18 protein-coding genes and 1 pseudogene are annotated in these 19,152 nt (G+C 54.3%); 7 read left to right on the forward strand and 12 right to left on the reverse strand.

Going from position 1 to position 19,152, the window contains the following annotated elements; all coding sequences use genetic code 11:
• On the reverse strand, window positions 1-220 hold a 220-nt coding region (locus ACN0S4_RS13030; RefSeq protein WP_417658085.1), incomplete at its 3' end, for an ATP-binding cassette domain-containing protein.
• 147 nt (window positions 221-367) lie between these two features.
• Here ACN0S4_RS13030 and ACN0S4_RS13035 point away from each other — a divergent pair.
• From ACN0S4_RS13035 to ACN0S4_RS13055, 5 genes are all read left to right on the forward strand, one after another.
• Complete coding sequence (locus ACN0S4_RS13035) at window positions 368-1,633, forward strand: site-specific integrase (RefSeq protein WP_008567154.1); 1,266 nt, start codon at window positions 368-370, stop codon at window positions 1,631-1,633.
• Window positions 1,630-3,216 (forward strand): tyrosine-type recombinase/integrase, encoded by a 1,587-nt coding sequence (locus tag ACN0S4_RS13040; protein ID WP_417658086.1) that lies wholly within the window; start codon window positions 1,630-1,632, stop codon window positions 3,214-3,216. The genes ACN0S4_RS13035 and ACN0S4_RS13040 overlap by 4 nt, the downstream gene beginning before the upstream one ends.
• Window positions 3,213-5,447, forward strand: coding sequence for a hypothetical protein (locus tag ACN0S4_RS13045; protein ID WP_417658087.1), 2,235 nt, complete (start codon window positions 3,213-3,215; stop codon window positions 5,445-5,447). Before ACN0S4_RS13040 ends, ACN0S4_RS13045 begins: the two co-directional genes overlap by 4 nt.
• A gap of 2 nt (window positions 5,448-5,449) precedes the next feature.
• Window positions 5,450-5,848 (forward strand): hypothetical protein, encoded by a 399-nt coding sequence (locus ACN0S4_RS13050; RefSeq protein WP_125023727.1) that lies wholly within the window; start codon window positions 5,450-5,452, stop codon window positions 5,846-5,848.
• 477 nt (window positions 5,849-6,325) lie between these two features.
• Window positions 6,326-7,132, forward strand: a complete 807-nt coding sequence (locus ACN0S4_RS13055; RefSeq protein ID WP_038663076.1) for a hypothetical protein — start codon at window positions 6,326-6,328, stop codon at window positions 7,130-7,132.
• Window positions 7,133-7,347: 215 nt separating this feature from the next.
• Here the strand turns inward: ACN0S4_RS13055 and ACN0S4_RS13060 are convergent, their stop codons facing one another.
• From ACN0S4_RS13060 to ACN0S4_RS13090, 7 genes are all read right to left on the reverse strand, one after another.
• On the reverse strand, window positions 7,348-7,656 hold the full coding sequence (locus tag ACN0S4_RS13060) for a hypothetical protein (RefSeq protein ID WP_015278135.1): 309 nt from the start codon (window positions 7,654-7,656) through the stop codon (window positions 7,348-7,350).
• A gap of 178 nt (window positions 7,657-7,834) precedes the next feature.
• Window positions 7,835-8,008: a hypothetical protein gene (locus ACN0S4_RS13065; protein WP_003245846.1), complete on the reverse strand. Its 174-nt coding sequence runs from the start codon at window positions 8,006-8,008 to the stop codon at window positions 7,835-7,837.
• A gap of 381 nt (window positions 8,009-8,389) precedes the next feature.
• Window positions 8,390-9,340 (reverse strand): hypothetical protein, encoded by a 951-nt coding sequence (locus ACN0S4_RS13070; RefSeq protein WP_278401330.1) that lies wholly within the window; start codon window positions 9,338-9,340, stop codon window positions 8,390-8,392.
• Window positions 9,341-9,795: 455 nt separating this feature from the next.
• A complete protein-coding gene (locus ACN0S4_RS13075; protein ID WP_080585066.1) occupies window positions 9,796-10,356 on the reverse strand; it encodes a hypothetical protein in 561 nt (186 codons plus the stop codon).
• Window positions 10,357-10,421: 65 nt separating this feature from the next.
• Window positions 10,422-11,069 carry a GNAT family N-acetyltransferase gene (locus ACN0S4_RS13080; protein WP_015278138.1) on the reverse strand — a complete coding sequence of 216 codons (648 nt, stop codon included), beginning with the start codon at window positions 11,067-11,069 and terminating at the stop codon, window positions 10,422-10,424.
• 100 nt (window positions 11,070-11,169) lie between these two features.
• On the reverse strand, window positions 11,170-11,616 hold the full coding sequence (locus tag ACN0S4_RS13085; RefSeq protein WP_417658088.1) for a YqhA family protein: 447 nt from the start codon (window positions 11,614-11,616) through the stop codon (window positions 11,170-11,172).
• 575 nt (window positions 11,617-12,191) lie between these two features.
• Window positions 12,192-13,277: a DUF4113 domain-containing protein gene (locus tag ACN0S4_RS13090; RefSeq protein WP_417658089.1), complete on the reverse strand. Its 1,086-nt coding sequence runs from the start codon at window positions 13,275-13,277 to the stop codon at window positions 12,192-12,194.
• Between the two features lie 449 nt (window positions 13,278-13,726).
• On the opposite strand from ACN0S4_RS13090, the gene ACN0S4_RS13095 reads away from it, so the two are divergent.
• A complete protein-coding gene (locus ACN0S4_RS13095; protein ID WP_071534424.1) occupies window positions 13,727-14,089 on the forward strand; it encodes a cupin domain-containing protein in 363 nt (120 codons plus the stop codon).
• Window positions 14,090-14,172: 83 nt separating this feature from the next.
• Window positions 14,173-14,676, forward strand: a complete 504-nt coding sequence (locus ACN0S4_RS13100; RefSeq protein WP_011914408.1) for a chlorite dismutase family protein — start codon at window positions 14,173-14,175, stop codon at window positions 14,674-14,676.
• Window positions 14,677-14,820: 144 nt separating this feature from the next.
• Here the strand turns inward: ACN0S4_RS13100 and ACN0S4_RS13105 are convergent, their stop codons facing one another.
• The 4 genes and pseudogenes from ACN0S4_RS13105 to ACN0S4_RS13120 form a co-directional block, all read right to left on the reverse strand.
• Window positions 14,821-16,986, reverse strand: coding sequence for a tyrosine-type recombinase/integrase (locus tag ACN0S4_RS13105; RefSeq protein WP_011914409.1), 2,166 nt, complete (start codon window positions 16,984-16,986; stop codon window positions 14,821-14,823).
• Window positions 16,983-18,002 carry a tyrosine-type recombinase/integrase gene (locus ACN0S4_RS13110; RefSeq protein WP_011914410.1) on the reverse strand — a complete coding sequence of 340 codons (1,020 nt, stop codon included), beginning with the start codon at window positions 18,000-18,002 and terminating at the stop codon, window positions 16,983-16,985. Before ACN0S4_RS13110 ends, ACN0S4_RS13105 begins: the two co-directional genes overlap by 4 nt.
• Before the next feature lie 58 nt (window positions 18,003-18,060).
• Window positions 18,061-18,303, reverse strand: a pseudogene (locus ACN0S4_RS13115) (DNA polymerase V subunit UmuC); the annotation flags it as partial.
• Complete coding sequence (locus ACN0S4_RS13120) at window positions 18,296-18,592, reverse strand: LexA family protein (RefSeq protein WP_226930344.1); 297 nt, start codon at window positions 18,590-18,592, stop codon at window positions 18,296-18,298. The gene ACN0S4_RS13120 and the pseudogene ACN0S4_RS13115, both read right to left, overlap by 8 nt.
• Between the last annotated feature and the right edge of the window lie 560 nt (window positions 18,593-19,152).

Raw genomic sequence — 19,152 nt, forward strand, 5'->3', positions numbered from 1 at the left:
CACGGGCCTCGCCGTCGAACTCTGTGTCGACGCCGGCCATGATGCGCAGCAGGGTGGATTTACCGGCGCCGTTCAGGCCGAGCACGCCAATCTTGGCGCCGGGGAAGAACGACAGGGAGATGTTCTTGAGGATCTCACGCTTCGGCGGAACGACCTTGCTCAGCCGGTGCATGGTGTAGACGTAAGAGCCTGTTTTGCCTGCTTTGTCACTTTTGGACATGGTTTGATTCGCCTTTAATCCCGTTTTTTCAGTGCTTTATGGTAGCGGCAAGCGCTTAAATTTTGGAAAGCAAAACGTTAGATTTTGCGTTGACCTTAACTTGTTCCTGACTATACTTAGAAAAGTTATTTTTTATGAGGGAACAATATGGGTCTCCAGGTCATAGAGCAGGTGGTGAATGGTGCTCGTAGAAAGCTGCTGGTGCAAGACTACGTCCCGGTTTACTACCCCAACCTCTACATGACCATGGAGCACTCGGGCAGAGCACTGGAAACAACAAAGAAGTACCTTGAGCATTTAGTTGTGCTTGAGCAGTTTCTAGCTTTTTCCTCTATTGATCTGATTTCTCGCATCGAGCAGCGCCCTGCCAGCCAATACCTGACAGACACTGAACTTTCTAGGTTTGTGTCGGACGCGGGGTTCAGCAAGGAAACCCTGGCCATGAAGTACGCGGGGATGCGTTTGCATCCGACTGCCTACAAATCCGTTGGCAAAGTCCATGCGCGGCAGCGAATCGAGGCGGTACGCGATTATCTTGCCTTCCTCTATGACAAGTTGGGTGATCACTCAACACGATATGAGGCGGTTGACGATCTGAAGAAGCGCCTCAACCGCAAGATCAGCGCAGCCAGCCCTTCGTGGAAAAAAACGCGAACGGACGAAATGAAGGGGCTTACCAGCCTGGAGCGAACTCGCTTGCTGGAAATAATGCATCCGGATAGCACAGAGAACCCCTTTTCAGATGAAGCCATCAAGCTGCGTAACTACATCATTTTGCTGTTGGGTCTCGACATGGGGCTGCGACGCTCCGAGATGCTGCTGATCAAGACCAGCGATATTCACTGGCACAGTCGTCAACTGGCGGTGGTCAACCTGGAGGATGAGAGCCTCGATCCACGAACCATGGCCCCGCAATTCAAAACCCACGAGCGCATGCTGGTGATGACTGACGACCTGTATGACGCAATCACTGAGTACGAATCGAAATATCGCCACAGAAAGCCCCGTAGCGGCGCATCGCAAGCGAGAAGCCATCCGTTTTTGCTGGTGGCTCACAAGCGCAATGAGGGCGGACCTCTGACCATCAAAGCGGTGGATGGCGTTCTGCCCAGGGTTCGAGAAATAGCGCCGGAACTGGCTCATGTGCACCCGCATATTCTCAGGCATGACGCGGTCTACACCATGCTGGAAAGCATGCGTGAGGAGCTGGCAGCGCTCACGCCGGAGGATCGCACCACGCAAGTTCAAAAGACCCTCACATGGATGTTCGGCTGGAGTCCCGAATCGAACATGCCGGGCCTCTACGGCGCGAAGTTCTGGAAGGAAGAGGCAGACAAAGCGATACAGAAACGGGCAGAGCGATTTAAGGCCAATCGTCAGAAGGCCGGCACGACACCAGGAGTTTCAGCGTGAACATCGCCATCGAAGCACTTCGGGCCCCCACGAAGGAAAGCCACGATGCATGGCTGAGCACGCCTCGACTGGCGAAATGTGGGGAGGTGTTCACACCCGCCGAACCGATGTGGAAACCGGATAAATCGGCCAGTCTCTCAGTCAACTGGCAAGCGGCCATTGCCTGCGTCTCACCGGACTGGCAGCCCTGGTTGCACGCCGCTCTAGCCTACCGCATCGCCGATCAGGCAGCGGGCTCGGTTGCTCAGTTCGCCAGCGTGTTGTCGCGGGCTGCTCAGGCCAGGCTTGACCCGCTCAACGAGGATCACCTGATCGCTCTGCGGGAGCGCTTTACCAGGTCCGGGTTCAGCGTGCTAGCCGCTTTCATGGCCTTTTGGCGCGACTGCGAATCCCTCGAACAACGTCCGCCGCGAACCCTGATCGAGGCCTACCAGGCACTGCCCAGGAAAAAGCGTTCCAGCAAGGATGTGGTTCTCAGCCTGGACCCCGAAGAAGGCCCGTTCACCCAGTTGGAGCAGGACGGGCTGCACCAATGGATACATGAGCAGTTCTGTCACGGTCAGCTAGATCCCGAGCAGTACCTGTATCTGCGCCTGTTGATGATTTACGGGCAGCGTGGCGCTCAGGTACGCATGATGGTTTTTAGTGATTTCACGAAGACCGATCAGGGCTGCAAGGTCAGGTTTCATTGGGCAAAACAAAAAGACGGCGAGGCGGGATGGCGAACAAAGTCCGAAGCCTTCAGCCTGGATGAGGATCTCTACAACACCGTGCAAGCCTACAAGGCCACGGTTCTGGCGCAACTTTGGCAAACCTATCCAGACGGTGCCGACTGGAATGCAGCCATTGAGAATGTGCCGCTCTTTCGTCGGAAGCTGGATGATGAGAGAGAATTTTCGGAGCGGTTTAATCCCCCTGTTTTGCTCGATTCCCCTCTGCAAAAAGCCCTCGAAGAGTCGCCGCAGCTGGATTTTCATGTGGGAGCAGCCACGGTTGGGGGATGGCTTGAGCGCATCGAGCGGATGGAGGGCTTTCCGATTTCGCCTCGCACCCATCAGCCGCTTAAGGTGACGAGGGGGCACCGGTTCAGGCACACCCTCGGCACGGACCTGTCCAATGCCGGGCTGGATGAGTGGACGATGGCCCGCGCATTGATGCACAGCGACACTCGGACAGTGCGAAAGTACCGCCAAGTGTCGGCTGAGCTGCTGGCGTTGATCGACGCGAAGATGAGCGACCATCTGGCTTTGGTTGTGAATGCGTTCACCGGGATCATCGTCACGGATCGCACCTCAGCGAAGAACGGGGATCGCGCAGATCGACAAATCGAGGATGTGGCAGTGTGCGGTGCCACTGCCGCCTGCCATCTCGATGCGCCCTTTACCTGTTACGCATGCGGAAAATTCCAACCCCTGCTGAACGCCAATCACCGTGCGGTCCTTGAGCGATTGGAACGTCGGCGGGCGCAAACCATTGCCACGGATAAAACGACCGGCGTGCTCTGGGATCGGGCCATTCTGGCGTGCCGCAAGGTGATTCTGGATTGTGAGGCCATGCGCCAATCAGGGAGGAACGGCGAATGACCGAAGCCTTTGATTCTGAACCGACGAACAACATTGTCGATTTTAAGCCCAGAACCCACCTGGCTGCGGAAGCTCAGCCCGCGGCGTTTATCCAATGGGCAAAACAGACCCTGCCCAAAGGCATTCCCAATCACGTGCACGCAAGTATTCGCTGGGAGGACGGCAGTTGGCACGCGCATGGCGTCCCAAGCTGTAGCTTCGCGGCGCTGGGATCGACCAAGGCAGCCCCAAAGGCGATGCAGGCACCATTCACGGAGTTTGCCAAGGCCATCATGGTGTACCGGCGGGTGTATTTGCAGAAAAAAACGATAGATGGCTGGCTGAAAGCCCTGAAGGCGCTGGAAGCCGCCCTGTTCGAGTTGACCGGCACGCGGGATGTGACGCGGGTGTCCGCCGCTGTCTGTAATAGAGCGTGCGAGCACCTGAGTCGTCACTGGGCAAAAGGCGACAACGCATATCATTACGGGCTGGAACTTGAGGCCCTCATCACCCTGATGCGGGCCAAAAAACTGCTCAAGACCGATTTCCGGTGGACCTCTCCACTGGCGAGGAAGCCGCGTGGCACGCTCAAACAGCAAAAAGCGGATCGGGAACAGAAACTGCCCAGCCCCGAAGCGATCAAAGCGCTCGGGGAGATGTTCAATAACGCATTGATCCGCCCGCTCGATATCGTTGTGACATCCACCTGTGCGCTGTTGCTGAGCGCCCCGAGTCGCGTGGGTGAATTGGCGGATGTTGAATTGGATTGCCTAGTGTTCAAGGAGGATGCCCAGGGCAATCGGCGCCTGTTCCTCCGCTGGTATGCGGAAAAGATAATCAAGGTCACGCTGAAGCCCGTCGTTAAACCGGAGATGGAGCCGGTCGTCAAGCGGGTCATCACCTTACTGCAACCGATCACCGATGAGGCGCGGGCTTACGCCACCTGGTTGGAAGAACATCCCGATGAGTTTCCGCCCCATGAAGGGCGGCCACCCAAGGAGCCTGATGAGCCGCTCACCTACGCCGAAGCCTGTGCCGCGCTGAAACTCTCCGCTCCTGAGAACGCCTGGCGATCCACATTCAACTACAATTTCCTCAAACCCCTGGAAAAGCAAAAGGCGCTCAGCCCCGCCGCCCGAGCCCTCTTGGCCGAAATCCGTGGCGGGTGGGATACCAGTTCAGGGAAGCGCATAACTGTTAAGGGCCAGCGAGGAGTCCAGGGTATTGAGTTTGACGACCGGTGCGTGATCACGCTGCGCAAGCTCAATGTGCTGTTGCGGGAGAAGTATCTCCCGAAGGATTTTCCTTACACCACGCCGTACACGGAGGGCAAGGCGCGGGTGAAGTACCGTGATGCCTTGTTCACCATGCGCACCGGAGCCTTGGCTGCAGGCTCCGGTGGCACCGCTGTGACACACGGGTTTGGCGTAGAAATCGCGGCGAACCCTATACGAATGTCTGTGCAATTAGGCAGTTCGAACGACCCGGCAAGGAAAAGTCTGTTCGAGCGCCATGGCTACCCCGGCGTCAAGGTCAACACGCACGCGTTTCGGCACGAATTGAATACGCGGATGTACCAGGCCGGTCTGTCGCAACTCCTGATTGATTCCTTCTCCGGGCGCACGACGATGGGATCGGTCTACAACCATGAAACCATCGAGGAACGCACCCAAGGGGTTGCGGATTACCACCCCAAAACGAAGCACAGTACCGCTGCTCAGCGTCTGAACAAGGTCAAAACCAATCAGCCGCTGAGCCTGGTTGATGTGAGGGAGCTGAGCGAGGGTGAGCAGGACCGCATTATCCATCAAACCCATCTCGGCGTCTGTGTGCACAATTTTGCTTCCGAGCCCTGTCCGAAAATGGGCGCCTGTTTGGACTGCGGGCTGCTCGGTTGTGTCAAAGGGGATGACGTGAAACTTGGCAACCTCAGGGAAGAACGCGACGACCTTAAGCTCCGCCTCGATAAAGCCCTGGATGCGCAGTCTCGGGGTGTTTTTGGGGCGTCGGAGTCAGCTAAAAAACTGGGTGAGAAGCTCTATAAATGCGAGGCGTTCATCCAAACGCTGGAAAACCCCGAACTCGAAAATGGTGCCATTGTGTGGAACGCTGATAACGGTTGGACGCTGACCAAGAACGCCGCCGCAATGTCTGGGCTGATCGAAGTCAAAGTCATTGAAGAGAACCAGGCGCAAGAGGCGTTGCCATCTTTGGATGACGTCCTGGCTTTGCTGGATGAGATCGAGGGTTAACGATGGGGCATTTAACGCCAAAGGATCAGAAACGCATCATTAAGCTGATTGAGGAATGGTCAGAGCCGAAGCTGACCTGGCCTTTGCTCGTTGAGGCCTGCAAAGAGAGATTGGGTATCAGCCGTGCTCGCCAGTCCCTGATGAATCTACCTGCCGTGGATTTAGCGATGAAGAATTGCAAGGCGGCATTGAAGGCTCAGAAGCTGAAGCCGGGCTGGATTAGCGATATTCAGGCAGCCAACGAGCACATTGAGAAACTGACAGCGACCAATCAGAAGCTGTTAGCTGCTGTTCGAGATATGCATAGCCGGTTTTTGATCTGGCAAGCCAATGCGGATATGCACGGGCTAACGCAATCGATGCTGGAGCGGCCGGTTTCACAGCTTCGAAAAAAGACCTGATCCGGTGTTCATAAATTTACCTGGAAAGACTCAGCTACGACCTGAAATCCGAGCATTAGGACCATACTCCGCGCTACGTTCTGGAAGGGGAATGGATAGCCCCCACCACTACCAACCACTGGGCAGAACAGATGCTGCTGCACCAAGGCCGGCCGAGGAATTTGAGTGGTTCCGTGTGAGTAAGGTGGTAGGGAACGTACGCAACCATGGGCCGGAATTGATCCAGCCGATCAAGGTAGATGACGAGGCCTGACCACCATTGAATCGACCCAGATACGTAGTCAGTGCTGACTGTCCGCTTCTGGCGATCTCGGCAAGTGCCGACAGGCAGAAATCGGCCAGAAGCAGCCAACAGCGGACGTCAGGCGCCTACAGAAATAGGGGCTATTCAGTTGCTGCCTAGATTGATGAAAAGGCCATGTATGCTACAAGTTTGATGAACAATTGAGATGACCAGTTTGCAAAGGAGTGTGAGCAGTGATTGGATGGTTTATGGCTGGCAACCGCATGGCTTCGCTAGCAGGAAAATGGGCGGATGCTACGAGCCTCAATCCGGGCGATAATGGCCAAATAGCTCTGTTTGCTAGGGAGTTGATGAGGCGAACTGGTCTTCGTGCAGAGGATGCGTGGATTCGGAGCCTCATCAAGTGGATTCGCAATCACCCTGACTCGGAGTCGAGATTCGTCCTCGCCACGGCTCTGATCCGCTTTCTAGATATTTATGAGCATAGCGCTGGGCTTTCGCCAGAAACAAAGGGCGCTGCAAGACAGGCTGCGAATGATGTTCTGCGTATTAGAGAAGCCCAGCCGCAAGCTACTTATACCTTAGCTCCTCCCGCGCACCGGACCGCACCGGCCAAGACTTTTGATCCGTTGGCATTGAGCCGTCAGGTTGGCTCTGTCATCACAGATGATACGACTAAGTGGGAGGTGTTCACTGCTGCACTCGACTATATCAAAGAGGTCTATGGCCACGAATGCAGCAAAAAGGCTGACGTGGAAAATAACTTTGCCCATATTACTCAAAACGCTTCGCTGTCTGTTTTGGGTTGCTATGCCGTGGTAGGGCGTTTAGTCGTTTTTTATTTCTTTGACGAATTGCGCAAGGTAGTTCAGCAAGGAAAATTCAAAGGCTTCAACATGACTTGGACTGTAAAGCTACTAGACCAAACACGTGATTGGTCTGCAGCGAATAATGAGCAAGATTGGGTGGATGCTCGCTGCGTGGCTGTAGATCGCGCGCTGAGTGAAAACATTCAATACTTCCATCGCCATATCAGCTAAAGAGAGTAATTGACCACCCATTTGCATTCGACTTGACCAGTCGCTTGCATCGGACGTGACCAGTCCACTGGCCAAGCCTGACAGGTGTAAATCAACTCTAAACTGCCGCTCACCAAGGGCGGAAATCGGCCAAAAGCGGCCAAAAGCGGCCAACTATAATTAGCCGTATCGTAGTCTGCTCCAAATGGTTACAAACCACGCACTCTGCCAGCCAACTAGGTTTCAACTGCCGTTTTGTCGATAGGCTCTCCTGACTCATTAGTTTCAGGCAGACCTTCCTGCAACTCGCCCTCCTGCGTTTCCTTGGACGGCGGCTTGCCTAGCCACTCATTGGTTGACTGCTGTACTTCATTCAGTTGCTTATTGAGTTGTTGCAGGGTCCCATCGACCGTTTCGCGGGCTACGTCTTGCATTGCCTGCTCAGCCTTCTCGGCCAGTTTCTGCGCCGATTGCTCGGCTGCGTCGCAGCCGGCCAAGCCCACCAGTAACAGCCCCATAGCTGTCAATTGCAGCGTTTTTTTCATTACCGCCTCCAGTGTTGAAAGTTGCCAATTCGACAGTAGGCAGCCGACTAGCTACCTCCACCTGTTTTGATTTACACCTGAGGGCCAGCCGGGGCCGGCTGGCCACGGGTTTTCCAAAGGGACAGCAGCACGCCGCCCAGCAGCAGCAGCAGCAGACTCAGGGTCACACTCAGGGAGATTACCGATGGAATCTTGCCAATGAACTTTCACGAATGCCAATTTCGCGATGCTCGCGGTGAAGCACCCCTAGGTCGAAGACCAACAGGCCAATCACTATGCTGATAAAAACGAGCCACAACCAAGTGGCAGTGCCGAGAAATTCGGCCAGGAAGAACGGTTCTAGGGCAGTCATGAGCCCCTCCTCTAAGTGTCGAAGTTGTGCAAACTGCAACTCCGACATGGCAGCGGTTAGCTGTCAGAGGGGCCCGGCGTTGCGGAGGCAACTCTAGAGGTGCATTTGTGGCTTCGCAATCGAGGAAAGGTCGCAAGGTGTTTCAAGCGGATTGACTGATACTGTGAGTAGACCTTCTTTTCGTAGACGGCTTCGGGCGGCTGCTTTTGGCCGGGAGCGGCCATCTCACCGACGAGGCTAACGGCCACGAGCGGCCAAAAGCGGTCATCGAATGCCTACAAAACTAGTGGCGATTCAGTATTTCGGCACGGCTAAGGTCTTCTTAACTATTAGCACAGACCCTGCGAATTACTTAAGTCGCCTAGCAGCTCGCCACCGTGCTTATGGGAGCCGACCAATCATTCGATAGCTCCCAATCATAAGCGCTATATTATCTAACTTCGAGAGGTCTTCATTTTTGCTCTGGGTAATGGCATAAAGTTTATTGAGCATGTCCTTATCACTATCGCTTAACAAGTCCATAAGCTTACTTATGCCCTCATTAGTAGAGGGCGTACCCAAAGCGCCAACATTCCTTGTTAACTCATTTCCCGATAGCCTAGAAAACATTGTCTTGCTACCTGAATCTAAGACCTGATAATCCAAATTTAGTGCTGGAAAATCTTCAGCATTGTATCGAACAACTGGTTTGGCACTAGGGTCAGTAGCGCCATCAGAACCAGATGCTGAGAATGCATAGGCGATGTTTTCCAGAAACGAGAAGTCTGACGCATGTACAGACATCCTTGTCGGACTAAATACGGCTTCCAGAAAGCCACGATCAATCAAGGTATCGCCCATTGCCTTACTGGTTAACACCCTTTGTGCAACAGCCTCATCCTCTGCATTAAACTCAGGAATGAAGGGATCACCTTGGGGATCATACAATTTTCCCGCAGTATCCATAGGCCCACCAGCTCCGGCCATCCGGTAGGCCCCCAGGTCAAAAGCCAGGCCATCGACTTTAAGCGGATCTATTCCGTTTGCACTTGCATATTCATAAACGGTTGACAGCATTTCCCTGTCACTTTTGGTAAGAAAATTATAAACACTGCCAGAAGTGTTCCTTGTAGTCGTCGTTGTTTCTATTCTTGGCTCAACAGAGCCATCTGAATGAAATAAACGGGAAAGCATTGTGGCTCTTCCACTGATACTAACTGTGGCCGATTCCTGTTTTTTGACAAGTGTCTCATTCTGAGAAGAGGAGCCAGTAGCCGAAGACTTAACTGGCTTGGGTTCAACCGAGCCAGCTGAGCCGGCGATTGAGCTAGAAACCGTGTTTATTGACACCATTGCGTTGCTCCTTGCTCGCTAAGCTGTGCGACAAAATATCGTCCGTCCTAAAATTTCCATGGCCACCAGCCTGCGGTGGATGGCCACGAAAATAACCTACCGCCAATACTATAGACTCAGTACGAATAGTTAACCGTTACACAGTCGGACGAGTTGGAGACAGCCGTGTAGCTCCCTCCCGTAATAGTATGGCGAATCCAGAATTGGCCTCTGGCGTTGAAACCTGATGAGCCATGAGTAGCGTAGGCTCATTTTCAACGACTGCTTCTGGCCGATTGCAGCCAGCCACGACGGGCGGCTACCGGCCAGAAGCGGACATTCACAGTGACTGAGGAATGAGGGGCGGGTCACTTTTGCTCGGATAACCTAACGTTGGAATTCAGCGGCTGCCGTAGGCAGTCCGCTGGAATGACTTGTTAGGCAACAACTCCACTGCCTATGGGTTTATAGCGGATTTACTTAGGTTGGTACTCCAATGATGAATGGTGAAGGTTAATGCGCAAATTTCCCGCATCGTCTTTAACGTAACCCCACGTTTTGTCAACGGTAGTCACTTTCCCATTTTTATCTGTGAAGTGAACTTTCCCCATAGTAATTGCGCTATTGCCATCAAGAAAAATAGCAGAAGTGACAGGCTCACATTTTCTCCAGCCTTTTAGAGCAAAACCTGTGTCGGCAGGGAAGGATGGGTCACCGCCAACGAAATAAGATAGCGCACCGGCACGTGTGGGGCGAAATGTTTGAGGGTTCACCGTGAGCGTAGGCTTAAAGAGTACTGCGCCCATTTGGTAGGCGTAAGCGGAATCTATGACTTTCTCGGCCAATGCTCTCGCTGCTACTTTTCCATCCTTTTCGTATGCGGCGTTGATATCAAGAAGAGCAGCACACCATGCTTGCTGAGCTGTTAATGCTTCCTTCTCTGTTACTGCCTGATTTACAACGATGGGCTCGTTTGCGTTCGCAATATTTGAGGTAAGTGCGACTAATGCTGTTAATGCTACAAGTTTGACTTTCATAGTTGGGAGACCCCTGGGTTGAAAGAATTGGATTGTTGCGTGTTTGACTGTGCCTAACGCCGCAATCACCCGCTTGTCGGGTGCATTGCTTTGTTATGCGCTTTCTCTGCAAGTGCGTTGATCGCACATTCATCTAACCGGGCACGCCGTACCTCTTCGAATATCCGAGCGCCCGAGCGCTCGTAGAAGCTCCTTCCTCGATCATTGTCGGTAGCCACGATCCAGTCAATACGCCCGCAGCCAGTATTCTGAGCGAGGATACACAGCTCTGAGAGTAGAGCTTCGCCCACACCGCTTCCCCGGAACTGCGGATAGACAAACAGATCGTCTAGCCAGATGCCAGGCTTGGCAATGAACGTGGAATAGATACTGTAGTACGTCGCGATACCCACGGCCTCGCCTGACTTCATGGCCAAGAGCGCAAACGCCTTGGGTTGTTCGGAGAAGAAAGCTTCCTCAATGTCAGCTTCCGTAGATTGAAGCGAATTCAAACACCCATCGAATTCCGCTTTTCCTCGAACAAGGTCGAGTATCGCAGGAACGTCCGCTTTTTCTGCCTTCCTGATTTCAATAATAAGAGTACCCTCTCTATGGATGCGCATAACGCCGCCAACACGCGCAGCTTTGTAGTGAAGGCGAAGCCGCAACCGAAATGGTGTCGCTATGCTTGGATTGGTTAGTGGCAGACGCCCGTGACGTTGGCTCTTGCCCAAAGCAGGCTCCCATGAAGCGTTGGCCGCCTACATTCTCTGCGGAGTGGTTGCCTCTCTAGTTCAGGCAACCAGCAGGTGACGTCTAACCGCGTGCTGTGCATCAGTCTTTCATATTCTTCCACGCGAATACCGAGGCCAAAATAATGATACCGATGGCAGCACCAAAGTATAACGTAGCGATCGTAGCGCCAATCTCTACCGCCTGCTCAAGGAACAGAACCACCAGTAGCACAACAGCCACTTGGCTTACTGTTATCTTCAAATCATGGAAGCTCTTAATGTCCAGAGGGTTTTGGGATTCTCTGTCATCATCAGACACCGGACGGATGAACAGACGATACAGGTTAACCGCCATGATCTGAAAAGTAATAGCGATCAGCAGGAGATCCAACAGCTTCAGGAGGCGAACCGCGAGGCTCTTGCCGTCGTCAGCAGAGACAGGTATATCACGTACTACATCCAGTGCGGTATTCCAGATTATGTTAACCGAGGCACCATACAAGAGCAAAGATGACACCGCACAGATAACGACTGCCACCCACACCATAAACCGACTACTTCTGAAAACTCTCTCGATCATAATTTCTCCGGGCCGCGTCACAACGTCAGTTACAGACTCACAATTTTCTCTTAGTCGGTTTCACCGGACCATCTACTATCTCGTTAATCAACCTCTAGATTGTGCTTTCTACGGCGTTAGCCGAACACTGGAGCTGTCGGATTACTGCTGGATTACTTCAAACGTTCGTGACCCTGACATGACCTGGAGAAAAGCCACTAACAGTGATTAGACCGAACGCTCGACTAATACGCAGCCTAACATTTCGCTAACAATGTTGACTTTTCTCTTGCGGATCAGTGTTTTATGCATCTTTCACTCCCTTCTGCTGCGACGTTATATCGAACGCGGTATAAGCCAGGGCGGCCGAATGCGGCATAAGCCCGCGCTTCACAGCATGTCGCCAAAGCTAGCAGGAATGAATGCTTGTGTGAGATAAGCAAGGCATCCATGCCGCCGAAGATGGGACTGCGCGTGAGCAGTTGTTTCCATAATGCTTTTTCTGCTGTTGATTGCCAAGAAATTAGTGGCCGCTTCTGGCCGCAAGCGGACACCTCATCAACCTAGCCTCGCACACCAATAATTTCATCCCAGCGTGTGGTGTACCGCTGGCTTAGCATCTCCCGACGCATAGCCCAAACCGGTGTCGCAGGCACTCGGCCAATACGCACAGTGCCTCTTCCTTCTCTGCGGTTGATTTGGTCAATAACTGCCATCAGCCGCGCGGCACCGTGACGTGGTTTGGGTGCGAAAAGATCCGGCGTCAGCTCACCGCGCTGGCTCAGATTCATGAGCAAGATGGAGCACTTTGAGAACGGGTAGCCTGGACGATAGATCTGCCCTAGACCACGCTGGGCCACGGCCAAAATTTCGCGAGTGTCATCTGTAGGAGAGGGTAGAGCCAAGGTGATGGCATCGGCGAAACGTGGCCCATTGCGATCAGCCAGCTGGGTCTGGAGCCCTACCTGGATAGTGCTGCACAGCGAGTTCTGCGCGCGCAGCTTTTCGGCCGCTCGAGCCACGTAGGCAGCTAGTGCTTCCCGAATGGGCTGTAGCTCTGTCTGACGTGCTCCAAACATCTTGCTCGAGCAGATGGCTTCCTTCGGAGGGGGGCCTTCATTGAAGCCAATACAGCTCACACCACGCAGTTCACGCGATGTGCGTTCCATGGTCACGCCGAAAGTCTTTCGCAATGTGCCGATATCGAACTGAGCCAGTTCCCAGGCAGTAGAAATCTTCAGGGCCGCTAGCTTGGCAGCCGAGCGGTGCCCCACGCCCCAGACCTCCGACACAGGCGCTAATCGAAGCAATTTCTCTTGGCGGATAGGGTCGGTCAGATCGAGCACTCCACCAGTGGCCTTCCATTTCTTCGCTGCCCAATTCGCGAGCTTGGCCAAGGTCTTGGTAGTGCTGATGCCTACTCCGACGGGCATCCCAATTTCATGGGCTAGACGGTTGCGAATGCTTCTGCCCAGCTCTGCCGGGTCGGCAAACCCGGTCATGTCGCCCCAAGCCTCATCGATGGAGTAAACCTCAATGCCTGGCAGCATTTCAGCCATCACTCGCATCACCCGATTGCTGATGTCTGCATTTATGTGTAATAGAAAGTCAATAAGAACCGGGCCATGCTCGCCCTTGGAGCTTCTCATACCCAACCGGTATGGCTGTAGCTTCTGAGGAGATCGCCGTCGCTCACCGGATCATCCGGTCATCCTGTTAGTAACCGGTCAAAGCTGATCTGTTACATCGAAGGCGGACACCTGTCCATCGACAACACCCCTGCCGAGCGGTGAACCGCCCTCCCATGTACATATGACCAAAACGTCGCCGTTATCCTACCGTTCTGTCATGCCTACCCACGACGGAGTATTGACGGTCTCCGTCCTATAACATAGCTTTTCCGAAAGGCGCTCAAGTACATATCGTCATGTGCATACGAGCCTCGTGTCGTTAAAAGAAATGGTTGGTGCCGCATGAAAGTGCTCTTCATGATGCCGTTCGGCGTGTCGAGCTTCTCCGCCCCCATCAAGATCAAGGCTTCGTCTTGGTGTTAGTGCCAGATGCACGTCACCTTGCGGTGCAGGAATGGAGTGTGAACATGAAAGCAGAAACGGAATCGCGGATTTTTTCGGTGGACGAATATGTCCGTCCGTCTAACGGCGAACCGATCCGTTCAGTTGTTCTGGAGACCAACGATTCTGTCGTTGTAGTTTGGCACGCCTACCCTAGGCAGGAAATAGCTGCCCATGTCCATCCTCACGGCCAAGATACTTGGACGGTTATCTCAGGTGAGGCCAAGTATTATCAAGGCAACGGCGTAGAAATTCATCTTAAAGCTGGAGATATTGCCATTGCAAAACCTGGGCAAGTACATGGTGCCGTGAACTCTGGTCCAGGACCTTTCATATTTGTCTCCGTGGTTGCGCCGGGCAGTGCAGGTTTTGCGTTATCTGAGAAATAGGCGAAAGGCCTGAGAGGAACCTGATGAATACACGAGTATTTACGTTCGCTGGTGGAGAAACGGGGGTTTGGCGCGTTGTTGCGATGAATGCCGTGGCAGGAGCCCCTCTCCCTGGAATCCCACGGCTCAACGTAGCCGCTGGCTCTGTTTCGCCGCAGCCTCCGGGCACCAAATGGCTCCTTCGCGGGATAACGAGTAACGAGCGCTATGTCGTGCGTGAAGAGAAGGATCGTCTCGTGGCGAAGCAGCCAAGCTTGGGTCGAGCAGAGGCTACCTGCGCCGCCCTGATCCCTATCCGGAAAAACCCCTCATGGTGGGGACTGTCTCAAGACGAACGCCGGAAGATTTTTGAGGAACAGTCCCGTCACATTCACATCGGGCTCCAATATCTCCCTGCTGTGGCCCGCCGCCTCCACCATTGTCGGGACCTGGGCGAGAACGAACCCTTCGACTTCTTGACTTGGTTCGAATATTCCCCGTCTGATGAGACGGCCTTTAACAGGCTTCTGGCCGAACTCCGAGCCTCGGTGGAGTGGCAGTATGTCGACAGAGAAATCGACATCCGGCTAGTGCATGAGCCGGCCTAGCATCAGGTTTAACTTCGATCTACGTGCGGCACACTCCTGCGACACCCGCAGCCCAGCAAAACCCCGAAAAATCTAGTGTGTCGCATAACTTAGGAGTAACGCGACAGGTATGTCTAGCGAGCCACTAGTCGCTTAAGAACTTTTCTACTTATAGCCTCCTCTTTCTCTCATCGATCTCCTCGGCATCCTGCCGTCTAGAGCCGGCACATTGTCCAGCTTTCGAATGAGGCTCTCCAGCTTTTCCAAGTCGCCCTCGGCAATGGCTCGCTCGTCGGGAGTTAAAGGCACGGCCTCCAAGTACCGTCCGATAGACGATTTGCTTTCCAATGCTTGGGCCCTTGCGCTGGCTTTCGGCAAGTTGAAGTCACACCCCGCACAGGCCATGCGATGTGGGCAGCTGCTCCAGAAGGGATTTGAACAATACGAGTCGCCCAAGTCATAGAAGGTGTAGGGGGCATCTGAATGGCGAACAATTACGTCATGATCGATCAAAACGGAGACCATATGGGCCATTTGATCGGCTTTAACGAAGGATGCTGCCAGCTTGGTAGGCCGAATTCGAATGTAATGCAAAGTCGAATTCGGCGAGCTATGTCCCGACCACTGCATTAGCTCGATCAGCGACATGCCCTGAGGGACGCTGGCGAGCGCCGTCACTGCGGAGGCACGTCCCCGGTGGCTGGTGATTCGCCCGCGACTGTCCTCCAGTGGCACACCCGCCTTGGCGCATAGCATTGGAATGATGGTGCCATTAATGACACTGGAGCCTATGCGCTTGCCTCGAAACTGAAATAGGTAGCTAACTTTTTCCCCGGTTCGCTCATCCAGCAAAGCGGCCTGGTTAGCAGGCCTGTCCTCCAGCCAGGCGTCAATGCGCTCCTTCACGACCACCGCTACAGGTTTGACGAAAGCTTTGAACGTCTTGCTGGCAGGAATATCGAGATAGCATAAAGTTTTTGCTGGAACGATGGTCCCATCCTCGTGTACCACATCATTGGTCTGAGGATGCGCGCATCTTTTATCCAAGCGCATGATTTCATTGCTGCGCAAACCAGCGTGCGTCCACACTACAGCAATGGCTTGAACCATCGACAGCGGATAGTGAATCTCCGAAAGCAGATCACTACGCTCAAGATTTAGACTCGCCCAAATCAGCTTGAGCCAGGTCGAGTCATCAATTACCCGCGGGTTGATACCCGAGTTGAATGTCACGGATCGCGGGGTGGCGAGGTGATGCCGGGGGCTGAACTTCAAACGACCCCATCCCCAGAGTTCAAAGTCTGTAAAAAATCGTCGCAAGGCATGTAGAAAGCCGCGCTTCGAGTTGGCAGCGATAGGCTGACCAAGCCCCTTTAGCTGTGTTCCCTTCGCTGACTCCAAAGCCCACTCACCGACCGTCATCCGGTCGACGGCAGCAATAAATGCAGCGCAAGTGGACATGCTCCAATCGGTAGGCGCCGCCATTCCTGATTGCTCGCGCGCTAGCCAGACACCGGTCCTCAAGATAAAACTGTAATTGCTTTCACGTGTGCGTGGACGCAAGGTGGAAGTGTCTCGCCATCGACGGCACCACATTGCCCAAGTCGGATCGATGCCTTCGATGCTTTTCGCCCGCCAACAGGTATAGCCTCGCATGCGTAAAGGTTTCGCCAAAATCCCCATGGCAGCGAGGCCGTGAGATACCTTTCCGACCGATCTCGCGACACCTTCGCTTCGATGCTGTTGGCCCTTCAGTAGCAGTTCCTCGGTGAATGTCTCCAACCGCGGATCGCCGTTTTCCAGCATCAAGGCACCCAGCACGTTGGAAAGGAACTGCTCAAGATGGCGAGCAGCGTAGCCCAGCGATCTCAACGCTTGGCTCAAGCGAACGTGCTCATGTCTGAACACGGCATGGCCGAAGATAAAAGAAGCATATATCGCCGGCTGCCGGAATTTGGCGATACGCTGCGGGGTTCGAAAATCGCCGAGATGGTAAGCAACGGAAGCGAGATATGGTCGTGATCCTGCTCGATTACTGAGCAAGGTCAACCACTGCGACTCAGACCAACACCAGTAGGGTTTACCGGTTTTGCTGACATTCCAGAGAATGACTGCCACTGATGAAATGGCTAATCGCTGAGAAACGCCGCTGTGCGCCGCTATATCAGCTAGCGGCCTCATGAGCTCAGGTATCTCTGATTGGAGGTAGCCCCAGTCTGAACGGTGAGAGCGATTCGAAAGTATGCTCAGCTCGATTTTCGATAGATCGCTCTGACGTACGTACTTGCTCGCGTCGAACGGAACATAAGGGGTGACTGAGGGGGTGCTCATAGCAATGCCTCAGACCCAAAGAGTTCACAGAACATCCGAGCATCGAGACTGCCGACGGAGTGCGCCATCTTTGCGGTTAAATCCGCGCCAGATAGGTGCAGGTAAATCAAAGTGGTTTTGGGGTCTCGATGTCCAGCATACGTGGTCAGTTCATGGAGCTTCCAGCCCGCACGGGCCAGATGGGTAAGCCGAAGGTGGCGAAAGGTATGAGTGCTCAGGTGCGATAGTTTCGCTTCCTTGGCCCACCCTTCAACCGTTTTACTCCACGCCCAACGGGACAGTGGCGAGCCTCGATTACGATCTGATGCTGATCGAAACAACGAACCTCGCATCCAGCCAGCGCCGCGAAGAGCATGTAGATGCTCTATCAAGACAGGTGCAATGTCTGGGCTGTAGCACACGACGCGGCTGCGTTTGCCTTTGGTCGTTTCCGCTCGCACCGAGATCAGTCGGTGTGCAACGTCTAAATCCTCAATACGCAAGGCCACCAACTCGGCACGGCGAAGAGCCCCGAAATACGCCAACGACAGCATTAGTCGATCACGGATAGACGACCTGGCCGCAATACTGAGAAAGTGTCGCCACTGCTCATCGGTGGGAATGTCTGGCAACTTAATCAGCCGTGGGAGCAAGCCCCTGACAAACCCTCCATGTCCAGGCACTTGGGCCAGCCGACCATGCTGTCCGCGGGGCACGGGGTTGTGCTCGCAAAGACCCTGAAAAACGAGGTGGTCGTACCACAACCGGATAGCAGTAAGCCGCTGGTGCAAGGTTGAATTCGCCACCGCGCTCTTTGCGCCAGGTAGCAGCTCACGGATGTAGAGCGTGACTTGTTCGAATGTCGCGGATTCGGGTTTCAGCCCACTCCCTTCGCAATGCAATAAGTAATGCGCAAGGGCACGGCCATAGGCGTCAAGGGTGGCCGGCGCACGCCCCAGATTACCCAAGAGCTCCAGCCAAGCTTGTACACTGGAATAACGACTTAACACTTGCTTGTGCAATGGGGTGGTGGTCATGGGCGCCCCCTGAGCGTCAACGGATTCAGCCTAGCTCAAAAGCATTCCACCTAACTTAATACAGCGCGTAGTTGGAGCTAAACGCCACGCCCCCGGCTGCCTCAAAGCGCCGGCGAATCTGAAACCACGGCTCGCCCATCTTGATCCCGAGCGCCTTCGCTTCCGGCGTGCGGCTGACCACGCAGCCGTCGTTGTTCGGCAGCACCACGATAGGCGTGCGGATCAGGTCGGTGCGAAAAACTCTCTCACAACTGCAGTAGAAGCTGTTGCAGTCAATTAGCGCGATAACCTGCTCAGCCACAATTTCGTCCCTGCCGGCACAGGTCGATGTAGACGCCCCAGATGTGCAGCTCCTCGCCCTCAAGTACATAACGCGGTGGGTAGGCCGGGTTGGCCGAGCGCAACACAACCTGCTGCTGCTCGATGTCGAAAATCTTGATCAACGGATCGCCGTTGAGGCAGGCAATCACCACGTCCTCGCGGCGTGGTTGCAGCGCCTTGTCGATCAGCACCAAGTCCCCGTCGAGAATGCAGAGCCCCGTCAGGCTATGGCCGGAAACCTGAGCGAGATAAATCTGTGGGCGGTGCAGTTTGAAAAGCTCGTCGAGCTAGATTCGCTGCTCCAGGTGATCCTGGGCAGGGCTGGGAAACCCGGCGGGCACGGTTGGTAGAAAAAATGGGATGGCCGTCGGCGACAGCGCGACAGGACCGAGGAGCGAAATGCTGTCCACGGGGTATACTTGGATACTGGATGTTTAGACAGTATTTGCGAAGCGTGGGTAAGGCGTCAATCGTGCGTGACGGGAGGTGATACTTGTGGTCGCTTCCTTTCGTAAAAAAAAGCCTTGCTGGCTAGCTGATGAGCTGAGCCGCGAACATTGCCCTGGTAGGGTGGGAGACGTCACGGCGCCGGGTTGTTGAAGCAGGGCACCGAGCGCTAATAGTCTTCCGGCAGGCTTTCGCTTCGCCAGTACGTCAAAGATGGGCTAGCCCCAGTGACTGCTCGCGAACGTCAGCAAGCGGCCCAGACCGTGTAAAAACGCAGCAAGCGATGGCAATCAACTGCTGAGTGATTTTCTCAGTGTCCAGAAGGCCGTCGGAGGCCCTGTCAGGCGCAATCGGTGATTCTGGTTGCTATGGCACTTCCGGC

The organism is Pseudidiomarina aestuarii, assembly GCF_048263735.1.
In the GTDB taxonomy this organism is placed as follows: Bacteria; Pseudomonadota; Gammaproteobacteria; order Enterobacterales; family Alteromonadaceae; genus Pseudidiomarina; species Pseudidiomarina aestuarii_B.

Coding starts and splice junctions, on each gene's coding strand:
- ACN0S4_RS13085 (WP_417658088.1), bottom strand. CDS start 11,616: ATGGTGTGGGTGGCAGTCGTTATCTGTGCGGTGTCATCTTTGCTCTTG.
- ACN0S4_RS13110 (WP_011914410.1), bottom strand. CDS start 18,002: ATGACCACCACCCCATTGCACAAGCAAGTGTTAAGTCGTTATTCCAGT.
- ACN0S4_RS13045 (WP_417658087.1), top strand. CDS start 3,213: ATGACCGAAGCCTTTGATTCTGAACCGACGAACAACATTGTCGATTTT.
- ACN0S4_RS13050 (WP_125023727.1), top strand. CDS start 5,450: ATGGGGCATTTAACGCCAAAGGATCAGAAACGCATCATTAAGCTGATT.
- ACN0S4_RS13090 (WP_417658089.1), bottom strand. CDS start 13,277: ATGAGAAGCTCCAAGGGCGAGCATGGCCCGGTTCTTATTGACTTTCTA.
- ACN0S4_RS13095 (WP_071534424.1), top strand. CDS start 13,727: ATGAAAGCAGAAACGGAATCGCGGATTTTTTCGGTGGACGAATATGTC.
- ACN0S4_RS13100 (WP_011914408.1), top strand. CDS start 14,173: ATGAATGCCGTGGCAGGAGCCCCTCTCCCTGGAATCCCACGGCTCAAC.
- ACN0S4_RS13035 (WP_008567154.1), top strand. CDS start 368: ATGGGTCTCCAGGTCATAGAGCAGGTGGTGAATGGTGCTCGTAGAAAG.
- ACN0S4_RS13070 (WP_278401330.1), bottom strand. CDS start 9,340: ATGGTGTCAATAAACACGGTTTCTAGCTCAATCGCCGGCTCAGCTGGC.
- ACN0S4_RS13075 (WP_080585066.1), bottom strand. CDS start 10,356: ATGAAAGTCAAACTTGTAGCATTAACAGCATTAGTCGCACTTACCTCA.
- ACN0S4_RS13060 (WP_015278135.1), bottom strand. CDS start 7,656: ATGAAAAAAACGCTGCAATTGACAGCTATGGGGCTGTTACTGGTGGGC.
- ACN0S4_RS13105 (WP_011914409.1), bottom strand. CDS start 16,986: ATGAGCACCCCCTCAGTCACCCCTTATGTTCCGTTCGACGCGAGCAAG.
- ACN0S4_RS13065 (WP_003245846.1), bottom strand. CDS start 8,008: ATGACTGCCCTAGAACCGTTCTTCCTGGCCGAATTTCTCGGCACTGCC.